The sequence below is a fragment of the Rothia sp. P7208 genome, from assembly GCF_048512915.1.
Classification (GTDB): Bacteria; Actinomycetota; Actinomycetes; order Actinomycetales; family Micrococcaceae; genus Rothia.
Window position 1 is genome coordinate 18,581 of the sequence record NZ_JBLXXW010000008.1, and the last position, 21,274, is coordinate 39,854.

General features: G+C 43.7%; 20 protein-coding genes. 10 read left to right on the plus strand and 10 right to left on the minus strand.

All coding sequences use genetic code 11. From position 1 onward, the window contains the following. Positions 1-41: 41 nt before the first annotated feature. On the minus strand, positions 42-671 hold the full coding sequence (locus ACN084_RS07325; RefSeq protein ID WP_419106410.1) for a class I SAM-dependent methyltransferase: 630 nt from the start codon (positions 669-671) through the stop codon (positions 42-44). A 68-nt stretch (positions 672-739) separates the two neighbouring features. Continuing rightward, positions 740-1,831 carry a MauE/DoxX family redox-associated membrane protein gene (locus ACN084_RS07330; RefSeq protein WP_419106411.1) on the minus strand — a complete coding sequence of 364 codons (1,092 nt, stop codon included), beginning with the start codon at positions 1,829-1,831 and terminating at the stop codon, positions 740-742. A 288-nt stretch (positions 1,832-2,119) separates the two neighbouring features. Between ACN084_RS07330 and ACN084_RS07335 the strand changes: the two genes are divergently transcribed. Together ACN084_RS07335 and ACN084_RS07340 are read left to right on the plus strand one after the other, a co-directional pair. After that, complete coding sequence (locus ACN084_RS07335; RefSeq protein WP_419106412.1) at positions 2,120-3,541, plus strand: FTR1 family iron permease; 1,422 nt, start codon at positions 2,120-2,122, stop codon at positions 3,539-3,541. Positions 3,542-3,661: 120 nt separating this feature from the next. Continuing rightward, positions 3,662-4,501, plus strand: a complete 840-nt coding sequence (locus tag ACN084_RS07340; protein WP_419106413.1) for an iron transporter — start codon at positions 3,662-3,664, stop codon at positions 4,499-4,501. Between the two features lie 77 nt (positions 4,502-4,578). On the opposite strand, the gene ACN084_RS07345 is transcribed toward ACN084_RS07340, so the two are convergent. Then, entirely contained in the window at positions 4,579-5,346 is a 768-nt protein-coding gene (locus ACN084_RS07345) for a trypsin-like serine protease (RefSeq protein WP_419106414.1), read from the minus strand. A 475-nt stretch (positions 5,347-5,821) separates the two neighbouring features. On the opposite strand from ACN084_RS07345, the gene ACN084_RS07350 reads away from it, so the two are divergent. Next, the gene (locus ACN084_RS07350; RefSeq protein WP_419106415.1) at positions 5,822-6,475 is read left to right on the plus strand and encodes a DUF6318 family protein; all 654 of its coding nucleotides are present in this window, start codon (positions 5,822-5,824) and stop codon (positions 6,473-6,475) included. Then, a complete protein-coding gene (locus tag ACN084_RS07355) occupies positions 6,465-7,421 on the plus strand; it encodes a hypothetical protein (protein ID WP_419106416.1) in 957 nt (318 codons plus the stop codon). The genes ACN084_RS07350 and ACN084_RS07355 overlap by 11 nt, the downstream gene beginning before the upstream one ends. 67 nt (positions 7,422-7,488) lie before the next feature. Here ACN084_RS07355 and ACN084_RS07360 read toward each other — a convergent pair whose 3' ends face one another. The 7 genes from ACN084_RS07360 to ACN084_RS07390 all read right to left on the minus strand — a co-directional run bounded on the left by ACN084_RS07360 (position 7,489) and on the right by ACN084_RS07390 (position 15,183). Beyond that, entirely contained in the window at positions 7,489-8,157 is a 669-nt protein-coding gene (locus ACN084_RS07360) for an ABC transporter ATP-binding protein (RefSeq protein ID WP_419106417.1), read from the minus strand. Further along, positions 8,154-9,263, minus strand: a complete 1,110-nt coding sequence (locus tag ACN084_RS07365) for a hypothetical protein (protein WP_419106418.1) — start codon at positions 9,261-9,263, stop codon at positions 8,154-8,156. The genes ACN084_RS07360 and ACN084_RS07365 overlap by 4 nt, the downstream gene beginning before the upstream one ends. 1,131 nt (positions 9,264-10,394) lie before the next feature. Further along, positions 10,395-10,958: a hypothetical protein gene (locus ACN084_RS07370; protein ID WP_419106419.1), complete on the minus strand. Its 564-nt coding sequence runs from the start codon at positions 10,956-10,958 to the stop codon at positions 10,395-10,397. Positions 10,959-11,065: 107 nt separating this feature from the next. Further along, positions 11,066-11,671 carry an ATP-binding cassette domain-containing protein gene (locus ACN084_RS07375; RefSeq protein ID WP_419106420.1) on the minus strand — a complete coding sequence of 202 codons (606 nt, stop codon included), beginning with the start codon at positions 11,669-11,671 and terminating at the stop codon, positions 11,066-11,068. Further along, positions 11,664-12,554, minus strand: coding sequence for a hypothetical protein (locus ACN084_RS07380; protein WP_419106421.1), 891 nt, complete (start codon positions 12,552-12,554; stop codon positions 11,664-11,666). Before ACN084_RS07380 ends, ACN084_RS07375 begins: the two co-directional genes overlap by 8 nt. 881 nt (positions 12,555-13,435) lie before the next feature. Further along, positions 13,436-13,672 carry a hypothetical protein gene (locus ACN084_RS07385; protein WP_419106422.1) on the minus strand — a complete coding sequence of 79 codons (237 nt, stop codon included), beginning with the start codon at positions 13,670-13,672 and terminating at the stop codon, positions 13,436-13,438. 566 nt (positions 13,673-14,238) lie between these two features. After that, complete coding sequence (locus ACN084_RS07390) at positions 14,239-15,183, minus strand: endonuclease/exonuclease/phosphatase family protein (RefSeq protein ID WP_419106423.1); 945 nt, start codon at positions 15,181-15,183, stop codon at positions 14,239-14,241. 946 nt (positions 15,184-16,129) lie between these two features. Between ACN084_RS07390 and ACN084_RS07395 the strand changes: the two genes are divergently transcribed. From ACN084_RS07395 to ACN084_RS07420, 6 genes are all read left to right on the plus strand, one after another. Then, positions 16,130-17,167 (plus strand): YncE family protein, encoded by a 1,038-nt coding sequence (locus ACN084_RS07395; protein ID WP_419106424.1) that lies wholly within the window; start codon positions 16,130-16,132, stop codon positions 17,165-17,167. Positions 17,168-17,223: 56 nt separating this feature from the next. Beyond that, positions 17,224-17,856: a hypothetical protein gene (locus ACN084_RS07400; RefSeq protein ID WP_419106425.1), complete on the plus strand. Its 633-nt coding sequence runs from the start codon at positions 17,224-17,226 to the stop codon at positions 17,854-17,856. Then, positions 17,853-18,974, plus strand: a complete 1,122-nt coding sequence (locus tag ACN084_RS07405) for a DNA glycosylase AlkZ-like family protein (RefSeq protein ID WP_419106426.1) — start codon at positions 17,853-17,855, stop codon at positions 18,972-18,974. The genes ACN084_RS07400 and ACN084_RS07405 overlap by 4 nt, the downstream gene beginning before the upstream one ends. Further along, entirely contained in the window at positions 18,947-20,212 is a 1,266-nt protein-coding gene (locus ACN084_RS07410; RefSeq protein WP_419106427.1) for an MFS transporter, read from the plus strand. The genes ACN084_RS07405 and ACN084_RS07410 overlap by 28 nt, the downstream gene beginning before the upstream one ends. Positions 20,213-20,316: 104 nt before the next feature. After that, positions 20,317-20,703 carry a hypothetical protein gene (locus ACN084_RS07415; RefSeq protein ID WP_419106428.1) on the plus strand — a complete coding sequence of 129 codons (387 nt, stop codon included), beginning with the start codon at positions 20,317-20,319 and terminating at the stop codon, positions 20,701-20,703. Beyond that, a complete protein-coding gene (locus ACN084_RS07420; RefSeq protein ID WP_419106429.1) occupies positions 20,700-21,272 on the plus strand; it encodes a thiamine pyrophosphate-dependent enzyme in 573 nt (190 codons plus the stop codon). The genes ACN084_RS07415 and ACN084_RS07420 overlap by 4 nt, the downstream gene beginning before the upstream one ends. The last annotated feature ends 2 nt before the right edge of the window (positions 21,273-21,274 follow it).

The following is a 21,274-nucleotide window of genomic DNA, read 5'->3' on the forward strand; positions in this document are numbered from 1 at the left end:
GGTGGTGTTTTCCTCTCTAACGGAAACACCACCATCATCTTTTAAGCTGAAGGAACAGCTAGTACTGCGACGAGAAACGAAGCATCAGACGTATAAGGATATAAATCCCATGTCGAGAAACGCTGAGAAACTTCTAGCCCCGCTTCTTGAACATCAGAGAAAAAATCTTCAAAAGAATAGCCACGGCCAGCACCAAAACCGATAACAGCTCGACCTGACGTACCCAGAACGGTAGCGAATCCGCGAAGTACCTGAACACGTGTGGACGGTGCAAGAAAAGTCATCACATTTCCGGCGCAGACAATCATGTCAAAAGGTTGAGGTGCTTCAATATCTTGCTGAGAATAACCTAACACTTCAGCTGTATCCGCCAAATCTGCGGTAATCCACTGCGCTTCAGGGCATACCCGTTGGGCCTCAGCTATTAATTCAGAATCAATATCAATACCAATAACCTGATGGCCTTGCTTCTGTAAATAAGAACCGATACGTCCGGGACCAGCACCAGCATCTAAAATACGAGAACCGCGAGCACACATCGCATCAATCAGACGGGCCTCACCTAAAATATCAGCGCCTTGCTCTTGCATCGTCTTAAAACGTTGAATATACCACTGAGAATGACCAGGATTTTGCTCTTTCTTAATCTGCCACAACGACTTATCACGCATGATATTGACCTAACCTATATATAAAGAATGCCGGTACGTACAACGTTACCGGCATTCTTTAAAACTGTCTAAGAATCTTTTTCTGCGACAGATTCCAAAACATCATCTGTTGCAGACACAGCCTCATCTTCTTCGGTAGGTTCAGTAAGCTGAGCAATGATATCTGCAAAGAACTGTTCAATATCTTGTTGCCCGCGAACAGGCCCACCCGCGACAAGACCATCAGCACCCAACGCAACCGCCATCGGAGAACCCCAACCAAAAGCTGGCTGGAACTGGTGCTGCGGATCAACCAACGGCTCAAAAGTATCTGAAAGGCCCAGATAAGGAATCAAATCATGCTCCGAGACAATAGGATGAATCTTCACTAATGGAAGAAGCTGCTCTTGCCAGCCGTCTATTTGCTCTAATAGACCTTGGCACGGGCCACAACCGGGAGACACCCACAACAAAATACGTGCCTGTGAAGAAGCAAATTCTCGTACGTTAACCTGGAAACCATCACTATTTTCTAATGTTCCAAAAGGAATAGGCAAACGAATGTACTCAGCTTCAACACCGTCATACTCTTGAAGATAGCTCTCAAGAGCAGAAGGATCTTCGAGAGAATCAGATCTCCCTACCGTAGGCGATGCAGGAACAGTTTCAGAACGATAAATAAACCACAGTGTTGACGACAAAACTACAGCTGAGAAAATCCATAGCCAGCCTTCGCTGTTCAGAGAGAAAAACTGAACCAACGCAGAATTACCGGTTTGGACAGCACCAACCAAAGCTCCCATCGCCGCACCAAAAAGTGCAGTATTTCGGCCAAGCGTAAATACGGAGATAGGTGCTTGCGAGCTAGAACCAAAACACTGACACGAAGCAGTATTTCCTGTGACTACCGCACGAGCGATAACAACCCAATACACCGCAAAAAGAATAACTGCGACAAAGGCCCCCAAAGCCCCGATAGTCCCAGGAACTACAAGAATCCACGCCGCAAGAAATAACTCAACCCAAGGAAGAGTCTTTGCGATGAATTTTAAAGGAAGCCAACTATCTAACTTGAGATTGACTAGAGCAGTTGCGGTACTTTGGGGCTCTTTTGCCTTAGCAATACCACTAATAACAAGAACGGCAACAACCGTTAACGAACAAAGAACAAGGGGAGTCACGGATATTTCCCTAAAGATAGAGCGAATGAAGAAAACTAACTGTCTTTAAGACTAACCGCACATGTCTGAATAACCCTAGAAATACGACAAAAAACCTGAGCAAACCTAGAAAACAAGAGAGAATAAAGCTAAAAAATAAGCCCCTTTGAGGTAGAAGCTACTCAACATATAGGAGCAATAAAAAATTTTCAGAACCAAAAAATCTTGACAATTAGGTTAGACTAATCTTAGTATCCTTGAATACCGACTAGGGTTTTGCCCCAGAAACCCAGACTAGGGAATAACACATTGACAGCTTCGCTTCGCGAAAATACATCTAAAAATATTCTGATAAGAGCAATAGCAGTACTCTTTGCCACTCTCATCCTCTTATCATCATCGCCTACACAACTTCTTGCAGCACCGACACAGAACAGCTCAACACGCAATAGTGCAACAGAGCAAACTCTGCCAATCTGTGAAAAAGGTGCGACCAACCCAGACGGAACACAACGCAACCACCAAGACTACGCGTTGTGCATGGCAGCAGAAATTAACCAAGCCATCGCCGCCTACAAAAACAAGGATTACAACAAAACCTTAGAAGATATCGGCGAAGCATACTTTGGGTGGTATGAAAATTCGCTAGAGCCAGCCTCCATGACGCTATCGGGAAACCGAAAAGTCAAAATGGAAGGCCGCTTCACTCGCGTAAAACTAGCTATCAAAGCTGACCCCGGAAACCCCGACGTTATTCAACAACTAGAAATCATCAAAACCGCGGTGGCACGAGATGCCATGGTACTTGACGGAGTAGCACCAGCAGATTCTTCTGAATCCATCGGCAACAAACTACTTGAAGCGCAACACGTAGAAAAAGCGGATCCAACCGTACAACGATGGGTAGACTTCAGCACCGCAATGACCTTATTGCTACGTGAGGGGCTCGAAGCACTCCTCGTCGTTGTTGCGATTGTGCTCTACCTCGTCAAAAGTGGCAATAAAAACCTCGTCAAATACGTGTACTTCGGTGTCGCTGCAGCTATCGCTCTATCCTTCCTGCTCGCCTGGGGACTTTCTGAACTGCTCGGTGGAGCAGGACAAGCATCAGAACTACTCGAAGGCATCACCATGTTCCTCGCCGTAGGTATGCTCTTCTACGTTTCCAACTGGATGCTCTCAAAATCCTCCGGAAAAAACTGGTCACAATACATCAACGGAATGGTTAAAACCTCCGTATCAGCAGGAGCAGCAAAAGCTCTCGTCTTTGCAGCCTTCCTCGCCGTCATCCGAGAAGGGGCAGAACTCGTCTTGTTCTACACCGCATCCTTCTCCGGCGGAAAAAGCGACCCTCTCTGGATAGCTTTGGGGTTCGTGGCTGGTGTTGCACTCCTCGCAATCATCTTCCTTATCTTCCGCTTTGGAGGAGCAAAACTACCAGTACGCCCCATCTTTATGGGAACTTCCATCATGCTCTTTATTATGTGTATCTCCTTCGTTGGAAAAGGTGTACAAGAACTTAAAGAAGCAAACGTCATCCTTGGAAGCACTAACCTACCGTGGATGGAATACTACATTCCAGAACTAGGAATATACCCCCAAGCAGAAACACTGCTACCACAAATTATTCTCTTCGTTGCTAGCGTGTGGATTATCTTGTCCCATACCCTACGAGAGCGCCGTGAACGCCGCGAAGCAGAACAAGAACAACAGTCCTTAGCCAAAAGCTAAAGACCACACAAAAACTTCACCCATTGAGGTGTAAAAAGAGGAAAACCCTCGACACAATAAATATCCTCACCATACAGGTACGGATATTCATTGCGACATAAATATCTAAGGAGAAACTCCATGGAACTAGGTAAGAAGACCCTCGTTACCTTGGCATCACTTGCTATCGCGACGACCGCGCTAGCAGGCTGCACCAAGAACGAAGAATCAAAAACTGCAGATGAAGCAAAAGCAACCGCCAGCGTCAGTGCAGAAGCTAAAGCTAGTGACGAAGCAGCTGCACCTGAAGAAGCAGAAGGCGCAGTAGCAGCCAACAAACGTCCCGACGAATGTGGATTGCAGGAACAAGCCGGACCAGAAGCTGACTTTGGACCTTTCATCGGTGCAATCCACTTCTTCCAGCCAGGTCAAATGTTCGACAACCCCAAGTCAACCATGAAAATGCTTGACTACAAAGACTCACAAATGCACCTTGAGTTCGATCTCAAAGCAACAGAGTTCGCAACCAACTGGGGATACTCCGTCGACGAAACCCCTGCTGACCTACACCTCATGTACAAACTCGATAACAGTGAAGGCAAAACTGTTGCAAGCGGCATGATGATGGAAATGAACGCAATCGATGGTTCACACTACGGCACCAACCTGCCAAAGGACTCCATCACCGAACCTGGCGACTACACCCTCACTGTCACCATCTACGCACCCAACAACTACGACCTACATCAGGACTACATCACTGGTGTACCTGCACGCGGCTGGTTCAAACCACTCACCGCTGTGATGCCATGGAAGATTACTCAGGAAAACCTCGACATCGTCAAGAAAAATACTGTGGAGAACTTCATGGAACCATCTGACGCATGTAAAGACTACCCCGTCAAGATGTTCGAAGATCCAGCAGCTCAAAAAGCAATGGAAAAAGCAGAATCTGAAACTGCTGTTCCTATGAACATGTAAGCTAACCAATAGCTAACAGACGGGGCGCCCTCAAGAAAAGTCTTGAGGGCGCCCCACCCGTTTAATATCAGAAATTATTAAATACCAGTAGTGCGGTGAATCCAATTACGCTCAGGAGCAGAAATAGACATAAACGAATTAGACTTTGACTTAGGCCAATAAGCGACAGTCACACCAGAAAGCACTCCGTTGCACACAAGAGACCCTCCAGAATCACCTGTTACGAGGAAGCCACCGCGGTCGTTATAACCACGAAGCTGCGCTGAATTAGAGTTCTTAATAGAAGTACTCGCATAACGAATCTTCATCTTCAAACCTCGCTGACGCTGAGCATAAGAACTCTCAGAATCAATGTCGTCCTCCCACAAGCCGTAACCATACGCCGTGCAACGAGCATTTTTAAGATCTTCTGCGGTACCACCGTCACGCAAACGATAAGTTGCCACACGAGCCTGAGCTAAACCTGGTACATGCACCAACGCCATATCCTTATTTTCGTCCGGATGGGTGACGATTCTGTCGATACCAGAATTTGGGCCGGTGTATTGATCCTCTGGAAGGTTCCAGTTAATACGAGGATTTCCCCAAACAACACGACTTGACCATGTGTTGACACCAATATCATCCACACAATGTTTTGCGGTGAGCACCCATCCATCACCAATATGGCTACCACTACATAATAAGTCCGGTGCTTTATAGCCATAAGCCCATAGTCGAACAGTTGCGCTCTGATTAGAATTGAACCCTCCAACTACTGCATGAGCAGGTGCTGCTACCGGCGCCACGAAAACAGCACTCAGCGCAGCTGCCGCAAGGAAACGTAATTTCTTGAACCTAGCCATAACATATTCCTATCTTCTTCATTGACACGCATAGTGCGGTCTTCCCCTCGACGTTGAGGCGTAACCTAAACCGCAAATAATTGTGATACGCACAACCAAATATGCGTTGTCGTTGATAAGGAATATCATAAAACGCCAGAACAAAAAACTCTGTCCCCATAAGGGTATACATTATTCGCTAATGGTACTTTTAGCGCGCTAAACCGCGAATATAATGACGAAGAAAAAAGTTCTGCGCTGTCACTGACCTGTCATATATCCACAGATAGCCATGACCTTCTTTCCAATACACTTTTCTCATTGTAGGTTTAATGAAAAATTAAGTTTGTCTTTGAACTTAGACTACTAACTCCCTTATGAAACAGGTGCTCTTATGTCGTTTAAAAGCTGGTTGCTTCGTTCTAGCGTAGTGCTATGTATCAGTTCCCTACTATGCGGATGCTCTACTCAAGAAGCGGTATCTGAAAAAGATAAGATGAACTCGCCTTCAGCTTCCATGACGGCAAGTGTTAGCGCGTCAGCTTCTTCTTCAGCTGGTACTTCATCTACGTCAGAATCCGAAAATGCTTCTACATCACCTGATGATGTTAACGAGTCTGGTCTGACAGTAGAGGAACAAAAGAAAGTTGATGCTGGTGAGTATGTTGCGGCTTCTGTAAAGCATCGTGCGTTTAACGTGCCGAAGCCTGTTTTTCCTGAGGCTGCTCGTGAAGAGACCTTAGAAGGTGCCTTAGCATTTCTGGACTATTGGCTTGATATGCGTCAATATGCAGTATTAACAGGTGATATATCAGGAATAAAAGAGTTAACCGATGCTCAGAACGTGAAGGAACACGATTTTTATCAAAGGCTTCATTCAGATTACGCAAGTGGGAATTGGCTTTTCAGAGAGAGACCTAATACAAAGTATTACACTGATAATTTGGTGATTTCTCCTGATGGAATTTATAGAATACTAATTTCTACTCACACACCGGATGGTACTTTTTGTGAGAAAGATAGGGGTTGCTCCACGATAGAAGGTGGAGGTAACGAAGATAAGCTTATTAATAATGAAATATATTATGATGAGGGACGCTGGGTTTTCTTAGGTCTTACCGCAGTCGAAGGCATTGACTATGATAGCTAAGAAGATATTTCTGGTACTTTTTTCAGTTATTTTTTTAGTTTCTTATTCTTTACCGGCTTCTAACGCTGAGGAGAAGAGGAAATATACCGGGGATTCTTACGAATCGATTATTGAGATATCTGGAACTTTCTCATCCCCTCTAACGTCTCGCCGAAAGGCTCATCCTCAAGCTCCTCCGAATGCGTATATCACTCCTACCGGTATTCCCATTATCGCTAATTCGTCGGGTGGACAGAGTGCGATTTCATATGCTGGTCCGCAGATAGAGTATCGTCTTGTTCGCTATTGTGACGGTAAGAAACGTTGTGTGCCTCCTCGTTGCGGGCTTTTTGCTGATGATGTTGCGCATCGGGTTCAATCTTCTTCTGGCAATGGTTGGTCAGATACTGGTAAAACATGGTGCCCGTCTCGTGGTTCTCGCCCAGCAGGAGGCGCACCAGACCCATCTGGTGCTGATAATACCGAAGCCGAGTCGGACTCTGACGTCATTGAATTTCCGGTGTTTTCTGGTGAAGATTTTGAACGATTAGTTCTTGACGCGCCCGAGATTGTTGTTGAACCGGGCGCTGATACTTTGGTGAACTACCATACAAACTTTATGGTCAAAGCTCACCCTCAAGATTTTGAGGTGGAGGTTCTTGGGTTTCCTGTAAAAGTTCGTGCCGTGCCCGTGGGTTATGTATTTGATTATGGTGATGGTACGTCCTCGGGTGTGCTTAGCTCACCTGGGAAAGTTCTAGGTGATGGAGTATGGGATGAGCAAACACCAACAAGTCATCAGTATTCTTCTACCGGTAATGTGCAGGTGAATGTTTCTGTTGTGTATTCGGGGGAGTACTCCGTGGGAGACGGTGGGGTATGGCTACCTGTTTCTGGTGTGAACGTTGTACAAGGCTCCGCCGATGTCGCTATATGGTCTGTGCGTTCTGACCTCGTAGATCGATAAACTTGATGACAAGAAGTCGTATTTCACCTCCCATGTTCTAGTAAAGAAAAAAGTGAAAGTTAAAACGTTAGTATTCTTTTCTTTCTAACTGGATGACACGATCATGCTGTTGAGCAAGAATATTATCGTGAGTTACTGTTATGATTGAGGCGCCAAAATCATGAGCTGCGCCAAATAATAAATCGATAATCTTTGATTTATTCTTGTCATCTAGTGAAGCAGTGGGTTCATCAGCCAAAATAACCTGTGGGCTCATAATAATCGCTCTAGCGAAAGCTGCTCGAGCTCTTTCACCTCCGGAACATTCAAGAGGTTTTTTCGTGAGGATATTGGATATTCCAAGTGCTCCGGTAATATCCTCAAATCTTTGCTGTTCTTTTTGCCCTCGGCTTTGAGAATATATGAGTGGAAGTTTTATATTATCCTCAACACTTAAAGAAGTAATGAGAGCTGATTCTTGTAAAGCAAATCCAATATTTTTATTTCTTAACTTTGCTAACTCTCTATCAGAAAGTTTTTGCGTAGATTTCCCGAATAGTGTATAAGTGCCAGAGTATGAGGTGTCGATAAGGCCCAATATGTTGAGTAACGTGCTTTTCCCTGAGCCGGACTCTCCAACAACAGAAACTTTTTCTCCTTGCTCAACAGCGAGGGAAAAATTTTGAAGAAGAGTTATTTTTTGGCTTTTAGCACAATAAACTTTCTCATCCAGATATAAATCTAATATATTGTTCATTCTATAACTCCTATGGAAATAGGGATTTTCTGTATTTTCCACATGGTAATATTTGTGACTATTATTATCAGTAAAATATTAAAAATAAATGCTGAAAGTATCCCAATCCAATCCATCGTGAGTAAACCTAAAAATCCGTACGTAACAAGATAAGATTTTTTACCTATCCAAAAATTGTATCTTAAATATAAAGTTAAACAAAAAACTACAAAAAGACTTATCGATGATATTGCACCATAGTATATGTAAAATAATTTTTTAAGCTTATTGTAACTTAATCCTAGTAGGATATTAATAGTAAAATCTCGAACTTTTATCTTTATTGTGGATGTAGAGATCCAAATTGCTATACCTAGAATAAGAATAGAAATAAATGTAATTACTCCTATAAGAGTTTTTATCGATGAGAAAAAATAATTATTGTAAAAATCAGTGTTGTCTTTTTGGTTATAGTAGTTAAACTTGGTGTCAATTTTTTCGTTAATATACCTACCTAATTGAGAGGCTTTCTGTTCATCTGTATTTAAGAGAATTAAATTCATTAAACCGTTTATCTTAAATTGAAATTCAGACTCGTTAAGATACGACTCATTGACAGGTATAATAACTGAGAAATTATAATATTGTTTAAAATCTAGTGCATAATAGTTGGAACGAGAAATATCCCCCTCTAAGACTCCGGATACTTCAGCTGTAATGTTCTTTCCTAGCGCTGGGTCATAAAAATGAACCTGCGTGCCTACTGGGTATTCTTCTGCTAGCCCAAAACCAACTAATATAGGAACTATTGTGTTTTGTGTACCTAATTGATAATCAAAAGAAATAGGGCTGCCCTCACTCAAGGGAAAAGCATTGATTCTGCTGTAATTATTATTAATATATACTGCAGGCACTTCGATGGCATGACTGTTCGTTAATTCTGTTATAAGACCGTCGGTAAAAAATGCGTATTCATAGTTTTTATTAATAAACTGATAGATATCATTCATTGAATCTTTAGTTAATTTATCAGGATTAATTATAGATTCTGAATCTAAATTCTCGATAAAAGTTGATTCTTTGCTAATTTTTTCTACCTCTGCATATCCTTCAAGTGTAGATTGCACTGACCTTGAAGCGGAAAAAATAAGATAATTAGATATAAATATTAGAATAATCGTCATTAAAGTAAAAATGGGTCTACTGAGGAAAATCTTCCTAAAGAAAAAATATGTAACTCTCATTTTTTCCTCAATAGATATGAAGAAAGTATTATATACGCAGATAGAATTATAAATAAGTATATATTTTCAAGTAATGGAAAGCTAAATGCTAGGCTAAATATAGTAGATAAGATAAAGCATAATATCAGAATAGAAAAGAGTTCAATAAAGTACCTAATCTTTATATCCCTTACAGTATCTCCGACTAATACTCGGCAATTCACCTCGACTCTAGCTATAGTTAAAAATCGATAATGGAATAATAGTGCTATAGTTGATAGTGTTAATATGAAAATTGTTCTATATTCTATAACGTATCTAAAATATCTCATTAAAACATCAGAGTCCGCTGATGTTCGTTCAATAAATAGTAATAGTATTAGAAAAGAGAATAGCGAAAAGTATAATAAAAATAATTCAATGCGATTACTCATTCTTAACAATAATTTTGCTGAAAAATCTGGCACTGCTTACTCCGAATAGGCTCATGGCAATAGCTGAAGCTGTTCATAGTGCTTACTCCCTCGTAATCAGCCAGAACCAGCCACTCCGATTACAGCCAACTAACCATCACCATTGTCACGATTAGTTGGTCAATTTTAAAGATATTCTTACTATCCTATCCGAATTCTTAGATAAGTAAAGAGTATAGAAGCTATATCGCTATACACCCGCCACCCAAAGCAAAAGACCTTGTTGCCTCAGTGATAGAAGGAGAATACTAGATGGCTAAATATCATGACGAAGATTTAATTTAAGCATTATCTTCTGACGAACAGTCGCAGTCTCTCCTCAACATCTCCGTTATCAGGGCACTGATGTTCTGAAAAACTATAGTTTGTAATCACCATAATCTTGGCTCAATAGAATCTTGAGGACATGGCTTACTAACTTAACTATCAAGCTTAGCGTCCTGACTAAAATATAGTTCGCCTATACCCGCACGGTGTCTACCATGAAGTATAGACAGGACGGAGGAACAGATAAACCTTCTAATCTAGCTTGCTCAACTTTTAGACAGTGCTAGATGATGCCTTATGCGTGTATCTGACTTGTTATCAAGAGTATTGCAGAATTAGCCGCGATTGTTAGCACAATAAATGCAACGAGCCTCGGATACACAACCTGCTTCCCTCGTGAAGCAAAAATCGCAAAAACAATCGCTGTTATCACTCCCGATAGCTGTTGAACATACGGCCCATAAGCCATTGGTAGAGCGTCAGTTTTGCCTAGAACAAATAGTGTGAATACTGCGAGTGAAAATGGCATCTGCGCTACTAAAATATATCCCCAACTTTCGCCAATTCTTGGGCGGGGAAGGCCCGTTGATACTGCAAAAAGAATACCCAACGCTATACCTTGGAAAAGAGTCAGTAAAAGAGCCCATCCAGCAGTGATAACACGTAAGAAAACCATAGTCGCACTCAGCGATAAAACCTGTGACCCGCCAAAAGAATTAAGTTGTGTAACGAGCAAATTTTCTACAGTAATAAGGATAGAAGCGGTATACACCAGCCCTAAGATAATACGGAGACTTACAGGGATGAGCGTTCGTTGTGATACATTGGTTTGTTGAGTATGTGACGGTTTCGTTAACATTTTATGGGTCCTTTATCGGTGAAGAAAATAATGATTTCACTCATCCGGTAACCATTGCTCTATACAAGTAGAACAACATTTAATACATTACGAGTAATATTGCCTAATCACTTCAGAGTACTTTTCTCTAAGGAAATCAGATGCGGTCCGTCAATGTGCAAAATGTGCGTTGCTAGCTCATTCATATCCTGCAAATTATGAGTTGCAAAAAGAATCGACTTTTCTTGACTAATATTCACTAACTGATCTTGAGCGCTCGTACAAGCTTCAACGTCCAGCCCATTAAAAGGCTCGTCAAGCAATAGCATCGAAGAGGTAGGTAATGAACAAGCTATTGCAAGTACCAGCCTTTGACGTTGCCCCAAAGATAATGCCCCTAACGGGGTACTCAACATCTGCTGAGTGATTAGAGGATTTTTTGACAACATCTCACTTTTGAGATGCTTACCCTGCCGAGAGAGTACCTCAACTACTTCAGCAACCGTTAAAGTGTCGAGAGTTAAATATTCTGTGTCTATATAAGTAGCCGTAAATTGAGGTGAACCAATGAAATGAGCCTGATATACCCTGCCAAGAATGCGTAATAAGGTTGTTTTGCCAACCCCATTACGTCCGGTGACTGCTACGAGACCTCGTTCTGGTAGTTGAAACGTAACATCATCGAATACAACATGATTCCCATACGAAAAAAATAGTTCCTCAATTTTAATCATCTATATCTTGATCCTTTGGTGTGCAAAAAATTGAAAGCAACCACTTATCTGAGTCGAGGTAACGAACCCACATGAGAACACCAGCCGATACAAGAAATAACAAACTTGCAATAACGACGCTTAAAGAATTCTCGTCTAAGTGAATAGAAGGCGTTACTCCAACAGCGCCCGAAACGGAACACACTATGGCTAGGGCAATACCAGCGCCTAATCCAGAACGAGAAATTATCCCTAATGAATTAAGTGATGACGAAGGTAGAACTACTGTTCGACGCTGAATGGCTATTTCCTCGACAGCTAACTCCAAAAATACAAGAGAAAAAAACAGAACGATTCCAGAATAGGTACCTTGTAACGCTAAAAAGAGAACCCCTCCAACAAACAGAGGTAATGACAAAAGCACCCAATTAAAACGATAGAATCTCACAATTTTCTCACCAGAAAATTGCAAATCTCGACCAAGTAATAGACCCATACCTAGTGATTCTGGGTTGGTAAACCGTGCCGCATGTACTCGTAGCAAGAGGCAACCCAACATGATGCCAGTAACAAGAATAAGACCTGTTAAATGTGAAAAACGGTCACTCATCTGTAAAACAACAGTCACTACCCACGACAGTGCAAGGGATAGACCAACAAGTATTCCAATCCTTTGATAGGTCTTGGTATCTTTCGGTCCAAAACGGTGTTTCCCAAGCCAACTAGCCATAATAGAAGTCATGATTGCGGCTAATGCAGTTAGTAGTCCGGCAAAAAGTGATTGCACTATTGTGAGGGCAAATAACTTGATACCCCACTGGCTCACATCAAAATAATATGTCACTAGCCTAAGAGCAACCGCAACGGTTGTCAGGTTGATGACGCGAACCAATAATGTGCTCATTTTTCGCTCAAAGGCTAGAAGCAGCATTAGCAGTATTACATAAATTGAGACTACCTCGAATAAAACTTTAGTTTGTAGATGTATCGCCTGTTTAATCGTGAATACCACGATAGGAAGAGCCACTAACAGAGACCCCGAACAAAACCCGTATCGGCTAGCTGGAGATAATAAGCTGAGGAAAAGATGATGACGACGCCTATTCTTTGCCTCAACGTTCAGCACAAACAGTACGCACCCCATACAGATGAGTAAGATCATTCCGTTTGCATCGGACGTTTGAAGGTCAAAAATTCGCTGAAGGGGAGGGGCGATAAATGAGCATACTAGACTCGTAGCGATATTTATCCACGAAAAATAAGCAAGCACACGAAAAATAAGCAAGCACACGAGAAATTGTGCGTGCATTACGGGCCTCAACCCCAAAAGATTCTAAACGGCTTTGGGTAGCATACATTACTTTACGCGTCTCGAATAAAAGTGCTACCCGAACGCCGATGAGCAGTGAGCCAGCCCATGACTTCAACGAATACACTCGAACCGCCTATACATTCAGAACAACGCTCACATTGAAGATAAAAACCATAAAAATACCGTCAAATACCCTGTATAAGGATATACACCTACTATCTTAAAAAATTAATGACAGTACCAATAGTAGCTTTAACCCTTGTCTTGGCAATAGTGCTGACCATCAGGAGGAATAGAGAACATGAAACTCAGCTTCTCCAAATTGCTAAATAAAGTGTTTGGGCGTTAACCCCTAAAGGGGTTAACGCCCAAACAGTGCTGACTTATCCAACCTCATGCCAAACCGCTTGAGGCAGTGTCACAAAGCAATAGCATAAAAACCCTGCACTACTGACGCATTCAGGCAAGTGTAATCAACGCTTGTTCTTATTCCTGTGCTGCATGAAAGCATTCCACCACAACAGCATGGCCAGGCCAACGTATCCTGCAGCAATTTCACCAGCAACGATGAGTAACTTCAGCCATGTTGCCTCGATACTTGTTAATTCGTCCCAGGTGAAAAAGTATGCGACCAGAGCTAGCACTGGAATCCCAAACAGCGCCCAACGCCAGAACTGAGAATCCAAAAGATGTGGCTTCATCTTCTCCATATACCCTCCTCCTGACTAGGCGCGGCAAGAACCGGTAAATTGGTCGGGTGAAACAATAGCCGTGACAGCCACCTTAAACCTTGTAGCCATGAATTACTCCTTAGGTTTTGTGTAGTAGCACCATTGCACTACGAAAGAATATTAGTACCCAGTATGTGTCTTTCAGCACATATGACATTATTAGTGTGAAATGCTCTACAACCCCAAAAGCCTGCGCCCGTTATATACGCTTCCACTCGCATCGCCTTAGCCTCTGATAGCACAGTCGAGTCCACCAGAACATGCCCTGCCTTCCATCTCCGATAGGTTGATGTGGGATAGAGGCTCGTACCCAAACATGCATGAGTATCCACTGCGCGGACTGTTTGACCCACTGGCTGAGGTAGCCTTCAGGTTTCGTCAGTAGATGTAGACCTGCGCCCTGGCAGACCCTGTGTTTTGCCACAGGTTTCCAACCAAGGCACTCTGGAAGGAGGGCTCCTCTTGATGGAAATCTAAATCCGCAGTTAAGATATCTGCCAGTTTCAGAGAATGCCAGGAAGTACCTTAGGTTTAAATCCAAAATATTATTTAGTGATTATGACATCGGTTTTGTAGGCGAGATGATCGGAGTGACCAACAGAAAACGCCTGGCAACCTTCGGCTCGTAAATCTGAGGTTACTAGAACATGGTCAATTGGTGTGCGCAAGACTTCGTTAACATTGGCTGGCCACGTACCTATTTGCTTTGTTCTGCACGATTCTTGGGAATCAAGAAGATGATAACGTGATGCCATTGCTGAGTGGCGGGTAGTCGCATTGAAATCGCCAGCTAGAATTGTAGGCCGCGTGGCATTTTCGCCGAACGTGACTAGCCGTTCTAGATCACCTCGCCAAGCCTCCATTAATCCCGGCAAAGGAGGTGCGGTATGAACCCCTACAAGTAAGGGCAGGGCATCATCTTTAAACTCTATCGCAACAGTGCCAAATGTGGTGGCTGGTGCACTCGAGAGATGAGCATGGCCGAGTCTCTGGCTAACGATGATAGTTGTCGGAGCAATCTGACCGCTATAGGCCGCCGTGAAACCACTATTAGGCGTATCGAATATTTCTCCACCGTATCCGATACTTTCAATGGCGAGCTTAGCGTCGTAAGCACTTGTTTCGGGAAGGACGATGATATCAGGGGTACCTTCTTCAAGAATCTCATTAAGATCGGCAGGAGTGAAGGTTCCTCCCGAATTATAAGTAACGATGATGAGCGATCGTTGAGCCTGCGATGTTGGAGAAACACCGAGTTGAGGTAGTCCAAAAGGAATAAAAACAAGACTAATTCCGACTAAACACCACACTACATATTGCAGAGAGCGCAAGATAGTAAAACTTTTGCCACGTGTTAAAAAAGCAAGCAATGTGCAACACAACAAGGCAAGCACGCCAAGAATCCGAGGGAATGCCATAATCTGCGCAAAAGGCAGGTAGGAAGTGACGAATCGGTTAACGATGAAATGTGGGAAAACAGTTCCAGTCAAACACAGAAGCCCGATAATTATTACAAGTGAGCGAATGACTATTGTTCTCATGTTCATATGATGATGCAAATGCTGGTGTAGTTGTAATTGCGTTGACTGCAATTAAACTTTCAGCTGATGTAACGCATCGATTCCTGATGTAAGTTGCAGCTCATCCAGTGACGCTTCTTTACCAACACCTAGCAAGGGCGGCGTCAAACCACCCATCGGACGCCCAATTCACCTCCAATCGAGGCTCCCTAACAGCCACTCTGTACCCAGCCAGAACACAAAACCCCTTAGGTTACGTGCTTGACTCGGCAAAACACGTAACCCAAGGGGCTTTCTACTCACTCAGATCTTTGTATCAAAATGGGCGTCTAGATGGATACTTTCTAGACAATTTGGATACAAAGTAGCGCCCCAGTGAGAACGTTGATATTTGGGCTTTTCGCTTGATATCGAGAGAAAACACCACTCGCATACAGCGAAGCGAGCCTGCCGCTACGGCAGGTTCAAAGCTACCGTATGTCACCTGTCATGCCGATACGAAACAAACGACCCATTTGAACAGGTTGGCCAATGCTTGTGTTTCGGAGTTCAGTCAACCCGTAACAAAAATTTGATTAGAGGGTGGCATGATGCAATACGAAGTAAATTTGGCTATTGCAATGTTCTGCAAACTGCCAGGTGATTTAGGGGTGCCTGAGCCCGCACAGACACATATTCGCACAACTTAATGGCCCGCATAGGGAAGTTGCCCCATCCTTGAAAGGGCATGGAACTACGAAGCGGTGTGATTCTAGAGAACCAGAGAGGCTCGTACCCCAAACCTCCTACCCATCTCTCTGCGAGCCTGAATTGTACAAAAAGAGCCTGGGGCCATGTGATGCTTATCGCCACCCATTATGATGATGGGGATGTTAGTGTAGGCGTTATCAACTTGACATCTACCGAAGGAACGAAAATGACTGAAATTTACTCGACCGACACAGACTCCGGAACCTTGTCGGTATTTGAAGACGCGAACGGCACCGTGCGCAAAATTGCAACTATTCGGGTCGGAAACGCGCCACGTGGTAGTGTCAGGTTTACATCTGACGGGCGAGGTTTTGTAAGTAATACAAGCACAAATACTGTCTCGGAAATCGACGGATTAACACACGAAGAGATACGTAGGATTGAGGTTGGAAATGGGCCTCGTGGACTTTTCATTGTAGGCAATGAAAAGTACCTTCTCGTCTCAAACTCGGGCTCAGACAGTCTGTCAATCGTCGACTTGGCTATCGGCAAAGAAGTTCACCAAGTACCTTCTGGGCGTGACCCGCGACATATGGCTGTTCTCAACGGTTTTGCGTATGTCTCCCTCTGGGGAGAAGGAAATATCGCTAAATTCGACATTAAGAGTCTGGGCAATGATGATGTCGATGGTGTTAAGTTGGTTTCTACGATTAAGCTAGCTCCAGAAGCATTCCCATACAGCCTTAATATTGACGAATCTCGCAATATAGCGCTGATTGCCTGCAATGCTGTACATAGCATCCCTGTCATTGACCTCGAGACGGACACGGTATGCGCGCATATCCCAGTTCGAGCAAGTGGGGTTAGGGCTATTGCGTTCTCAAATGACAAGAAATATGCGGTCGCAACCCTCGAGCGCGACAACTCAGTTGCAGTCATCAATATGGATACGTTTGAAGTGACACGGTACATTGATGCTGGCCCAGCACCTCGAGGAATTGTCACTAATCCCGATAATGGCGCTATGTACATTGCAGCGTTTTCACGATCAACAATAGCTCGACACGATATGCCTGATTGGGGCTCGCATGGAGTCACAATCATTAACGCAGATTCTGATGTGCTATCGGATCAGGATTCTAAGGTAGAGATGTCTTCGGTCAAATCAGGATTCGGACCATGTAGTGTATCGCTATTTGACCCTGCCTCAGCGAGGGCCGCTCGGAAAAATCTTGAAGAACAGCTCAACTATCATTCTTTGTGAGATTGACTGTCCTCCACAGACGTCGATTTAGTCAAGTTCGTTGAACCGAATATGTAATGATATTTAGAGAAATTCATCAGTGGGCCGTTTTGCCGAAGAAACACGTTGCCGATTTAGGATCTGCACGTGAACGTCGGCAAATTTTACGCCAAAATTTTGTGCATTTGCGTGCTGAAAGGCAACCTCAATTCTGCCCTCCTTGGGTTCAGGGGGCAACGCTTGGGTGGCGAATTTTTTCACCCATCGATGTAACGTTGTCTCCTCTAGACCAAATTGAAATTGCAGGAGGAGATTTTGTTGAGGCTTCAGCTCGCGCTGTTGGAAAAAGACAAATTTGGACTCGCGGTGACGCGACCATAGCTCTTGATCCTCCATCATGGTTGAACTCGTATGAGTTTGAAACCGATGACGGCAATCAATCAATGTTTCTGCCAAACGGCCTTGGCACTATTGAATGGCGACAAGGTTGGACTGTAGAAGGCTGGGATGATTTTGGTCTTCTAATTGTCCCTTCACCACAGATACCGAATCTTGGAGTTGAAATAGGGCTTTTGTCTCCCGCTACCCTGGAGAGAATTATGCCAAAAGGAATCAGTATCGCTGTAGCACCCCGCTGCAAAGTCGAGATTCGGCGTGGTGATGAGATTGCGCGACTTATTCCAATAAGTCGCGAGTGTATGTCACTATGATTGCCAGTGACGGCTTCAAGCGCATTATGCGTATCGATTTGCATACTGCGCGTAAGGTTGCGGTGTTCGCACAGGGGCTAGCTTTGCAACAAGCGAGTCCACCTGCTTCTTTAGCTTCGATAGTAGGTAGGCTCGGTTGTTTGCAAGTGGATTCGATTCAGGCAGTGCGACGTTCGCAGGAAATAGTATTGCTGTCGCGAGGTGTGCCTCGCACAGAGGTTGACAGACTTTACACCCCTGAGGCTGGCTTGTATGAGACTTGGGGCCACGCGCATTCATTGTTGCCGCAGTCATTGTGGCCGATTTTTCGGTGGCGTCGTGAACGTATACGTAAAAATGGCCTGACTGGTCCAACCTACAATCCAAAGGTGGGAGCTCAGGTGTTGCGTCGGATTCAGAGTGATGGTCCGGCAACCCACGGAATGCTAGGTAAGACCCGTGGTAGCGGCTGGGAACGTGCTAGTGAGGTAAAGACAGCCTGTGAGTGGTTGTTGAGTTTTGGTGACCTAGTCGTGGTAAGCAGAGATGATCGATGGCAAAGGATTTACTGCACACCAGATCAGGCGAACATGCCTATGTCGGAGTCATTGGATGTTCAGGAAAGCTTGTTAAAAACAGTAGACGTAGCGATTGAAGCGCTAGGGATTGCCACATTGAGGGATATTCAAGACTACTTCCGTTTCCCAAAGGATCTGCAGATTTCTGACTACTGTTTAAACACGGGCTTTATTCCGGTGCAGATAGAGGGTATGAAAGACACTTGGCTTGTTAGCGAACGCTTACTTAATGCGGTTGACGAGCATGATTGGTCGAGTGACAAAATTTCTATTCTATCACCATTTGACTCGTTAATTTGGTATCGTCCGCGTCAGTTAGCATTGTTTGGGAAGGATTATAAACTTGAGGTTTATAAGCCAGCACATAAGCGCGATTTTGGTTACTTTTCAATGCCGATACTGTGCAATGAGAACATCATTGGACGGGTAGCTGCGAGAGTTAAAAACAGCGATGTCTTGATAGAGAATATCGAAATTGATGAACCATACGACTTAAGGTCCATTGTGAGTGAAATTACGAGGTTGCTTACGCTATGGACATCTCCGCTTCAGGCAGCATGATTAAGAAAATGAAATATAAAGATATTCTCTCAAATAAAGACGCGGCGCCTATACTTCTCGCAATAAATTTCAGTAGGCTCGCTGCTGGGTTAGTTCCATTCGGCCTAATCGCTCTGTACAGCAGCAAACATGAATATGCATATGCAGGGATTGCATCTTCTTTATTGATGGCAACAGGTGCACTCAGTGCACCTTATAAAGGAAAACTTATCATGCGCTTTGCGCCTGTGAAGACAGTAATTCCTTTATCAATGATTTACTGCTTGTTCGTAGCGTTAGGTGCATTTCTTAGCTATTCAAACAAACCTTTCTATATCGCTATCGTATTCCTATTTGCGGGAAATTTAGTTGCTCCACCTACTCCTGCCCTGGTGCGAACACTATGGACACGTATCGCTAACAATCAGGATTACAACCGTGCACTTCATGCTCTCGATTCTATAACAGAGGAGCTAGTGTTCGCTATTACTCCATTAATCACAGCGTTTCTTTGGTCTACTGTGGGTGCTTTCTGGGTGATACCAGTAGGCTTGCTTTGTGGCTTTATAAGTACTTCATCGATAATAATTCTCGCCGGAAGAAAAAATGCGCCTACATACGAGCTAATCCACTCCTCAGATAATGCATATATACGTGCAAGCGCAAATTCTACTGACACTAGGTCAAGCTCAATTTATTTCAACCGTATTACCTGGGGACTTCTCGGGCCGATGCTCGGCTTGGGCGCTGCAATGGGGGCTTTAAGCATCATACTAACCAGATGGTCTGAAGTTTCAATTGGTGAACAATATGCTTCTGGAATTATTCTCAGCATCATAAGTTTTTCTGGATTTTTTGCAGGCCTGTTATTCGGTAAATTTAAAATCAACTCACTTAGCACTGCCACACAGTACACCATAGCTTCTCTTGCTATCGGCGTAGGAATACTATTCATCTCGCTTGGGTTTGATATTGCATTCGTAGTAATTGGAGCGGTAATTCTAGGCTCTGCTATGACAATTATGTTTATCGCCTCATTTGTTCTTATCGGAGAACACTATGAGGTGGTGGAACAAACCGAAATGAACGCCGCTATTGGTGCGTCGTTTGATATTGCTAGTGGTGTTTCTAATTTGTCTGCTGGATTTCTGATTTCAATGTTTGGATTATTGGCATCCTTCCATGTTATGAGCATCGCTATCCTTCCATTAGTAGCTTTGTCATTTTTGTTGCAGGCTAAGAATAGATTGAGGAGCTAACTATCGTGCCTGATTCATACCTCACACCATCTAGCAAGTTGAACAATTGCTATGATTCGTTCCCTATGGTTCCATGTTCAGAGTTGAACAATATTGTTCAACTTATGACTCTCAGTGACGTTTTGCTGTGTTCGCGTGAGGAAGAGGCAATTGCAGTTGGTGCCGGTCTATATATTGCTAGACGGCGACCTCTGGTAATGATGCAGTCATCAGGGTTAATGTCATCTTTGAACACGTTAGGCTCACTTGTTATTGCGTATGAAATCCCACTTGTTATTGCGGTTGCATTGCGCGGAGGAGACCACGAGTATAATCCGACGCAGATTCCCGCAGGTCGTGCAGTATCATCAACTCTTACAACTATGGGATGCGATATTGTAAACACTTCATCTGATCATGCAATAGAAACTTTATGCAGAGCATCCTATTCTGCGGAGTCTACTAGCTTTGGCTCACGCCCTACTGTTATTCTTATAGAGGAATCACGATGACACAAAACCCTATAGACATAAAGCATTTATTCACTAAGCTAAATGCCGAAAATGCTGAAATGCAGCTTGTATGCCATCTAGGTCCAACTGCATTTCTTGCTATGGATGTATTCCCTGAGGGGATGGTGCTCCCTCTTTATGGCTCCATGGGCATGGTATTGCCCGTTAGTCTCGGCTTAGCTATGGGTTCAAACTCAAAAATCATAGCTATCGAGGGTGATGGTGGTCTTCTAATGAATCTCGGTGCTGTTGCAACAGTCGCTTCCATCTCTCCTTCAAATATGCTCTGCATCATACTTGACAACGGTGGCTACAACACTACTGGTGGTCAGCCTACCGCTTTTTCGGCGACGCAAGGTATCTCAAACATACTATCCGCAGCTGGTTTTCAAAATTTGATGACTGCTTCGCAAGATAATATCGATGATGCAATAACATGGGGTCTTAAACCTGGACTGCGGGCTATTGTGTGTAAAACCGCACCGTTGATTTACCCTTTTAGGGATCGACGCGTTTATCCTGCCGATTCGGTGGTAGCATTTTCAAGAAGGCAGCATTTACGCTTTTAACC

Bases quoted from the DNA above. Each gene is read 5' to 3' on its own strand.
- ACN084_RS07350 (WP_419106415.1), top strand. From the start codon at position 5,822: ATGAACTCGCCTTCAGCTTCCATGACGGCAAGTGTTAGCGCGTCAGCT.
- ACN084_RS07405 (WP_419106426.1), top strand. From the start codon at position 17,853: ATGATTGCCAGTGACGGCTTCAAGCGCATTATGCGTATCGATTTGCAT.
- ACN084_RS07375 (WP_419106420.1), bottom strand. From the start codon at position 11,671: ATGATTAAAATTGAGGAACTATTTTTTTCGTATGGGAATCATGTTGTA.
- ACN084_RS07360 (WP_419106417.1), bottom strand. From the start codon at position 8,157: ATGAACAATATATTAGATTTATATCTGGATGAGAAAGTTTATTGTGCT.
- ACN084_RS07325 (WP_419106410.1), bottom strand. From the start codon at position 671: ATGCGTGATAAGTCGTTGTGGCAGATTAAGAAAGAGCAAAATCCTGGT.
- ACN084_RS07410 (WP_419106427.1), top strand. From the start codon at position 18,947: ATGGACATCTCCGCTTCAGGCAGCATGATTAAGAAAATGAAATATAAA.
- ACN084_RS07400 (WP_419106425.1), top strand. From the start codon at position 17,224: ATGATATTTAGAGAAATTCATCAGTGGGCCGTTTTGCCGAAGAAACAC.
- ACN084_RS07345 (WP_419106414.1), bottom strand. From the start codon at position 5,346: ATGGCTAGGTTCAAGAAATTACGTTTCCTTGCGGCAGCTGCGCTGAGT.
- ACN084_RS07340 (WP_419106413.1), top strand. From the start codon at position 3,662: ATGGAACTAGGTAAGAAGACCCTCGTTACCTTGGCATCACTTGCTATC.
- ACN084_RS07355 (WP_419106416.1), top strand. From the start codon at position 6,465: ATGATAGCTAAGAAGATATTTCTGGTACTTTTTTCAGTTATTTTTTTA.
- ACN084_RS07415 (WP_419106428.1), top strand. From the start codon at position 20,317: ATGACTCTCAGTGACGTTTTGCTGTGTTCGCGTGAGGAAGAGGCAATT.
- ACN084_RS07370 (WP_419106419.1), bottom strand. From the start codon at position 10,958: ATGTTAACGAAACCGTCACATACTCAACAAACCAATGTATCACAACGA.
- ACN084_RS07380 (WP_419106421.1), bottom strand. From the start codon at position 12,554: ATGAGCACATTATTGGTTCGCGTCATCAACCTGACAACCGTTGCGGTT.
- ACN084_RS07395 (WP_419106424.1), top strand. From the start codon at position 16,130: ATGACTGAAATTTACTCGACCGACACAGACTCCGGAACCTTGTCGGTA.
- ACN084_RS07420 (WP_419106429.1), top strand. From the start codon at position 20,700: ATGACACAAAACCCTATAGACATAAAGCATTTATTCACTAAGCTAAAT.
- ACN084_RS07385 (WP_419106422.1), bottom strand. From the start codon at position 13,672: ATGGAGAAGATGAAGCCACATCTTTTGGATTCTCAGTTCTGGCGTTGG.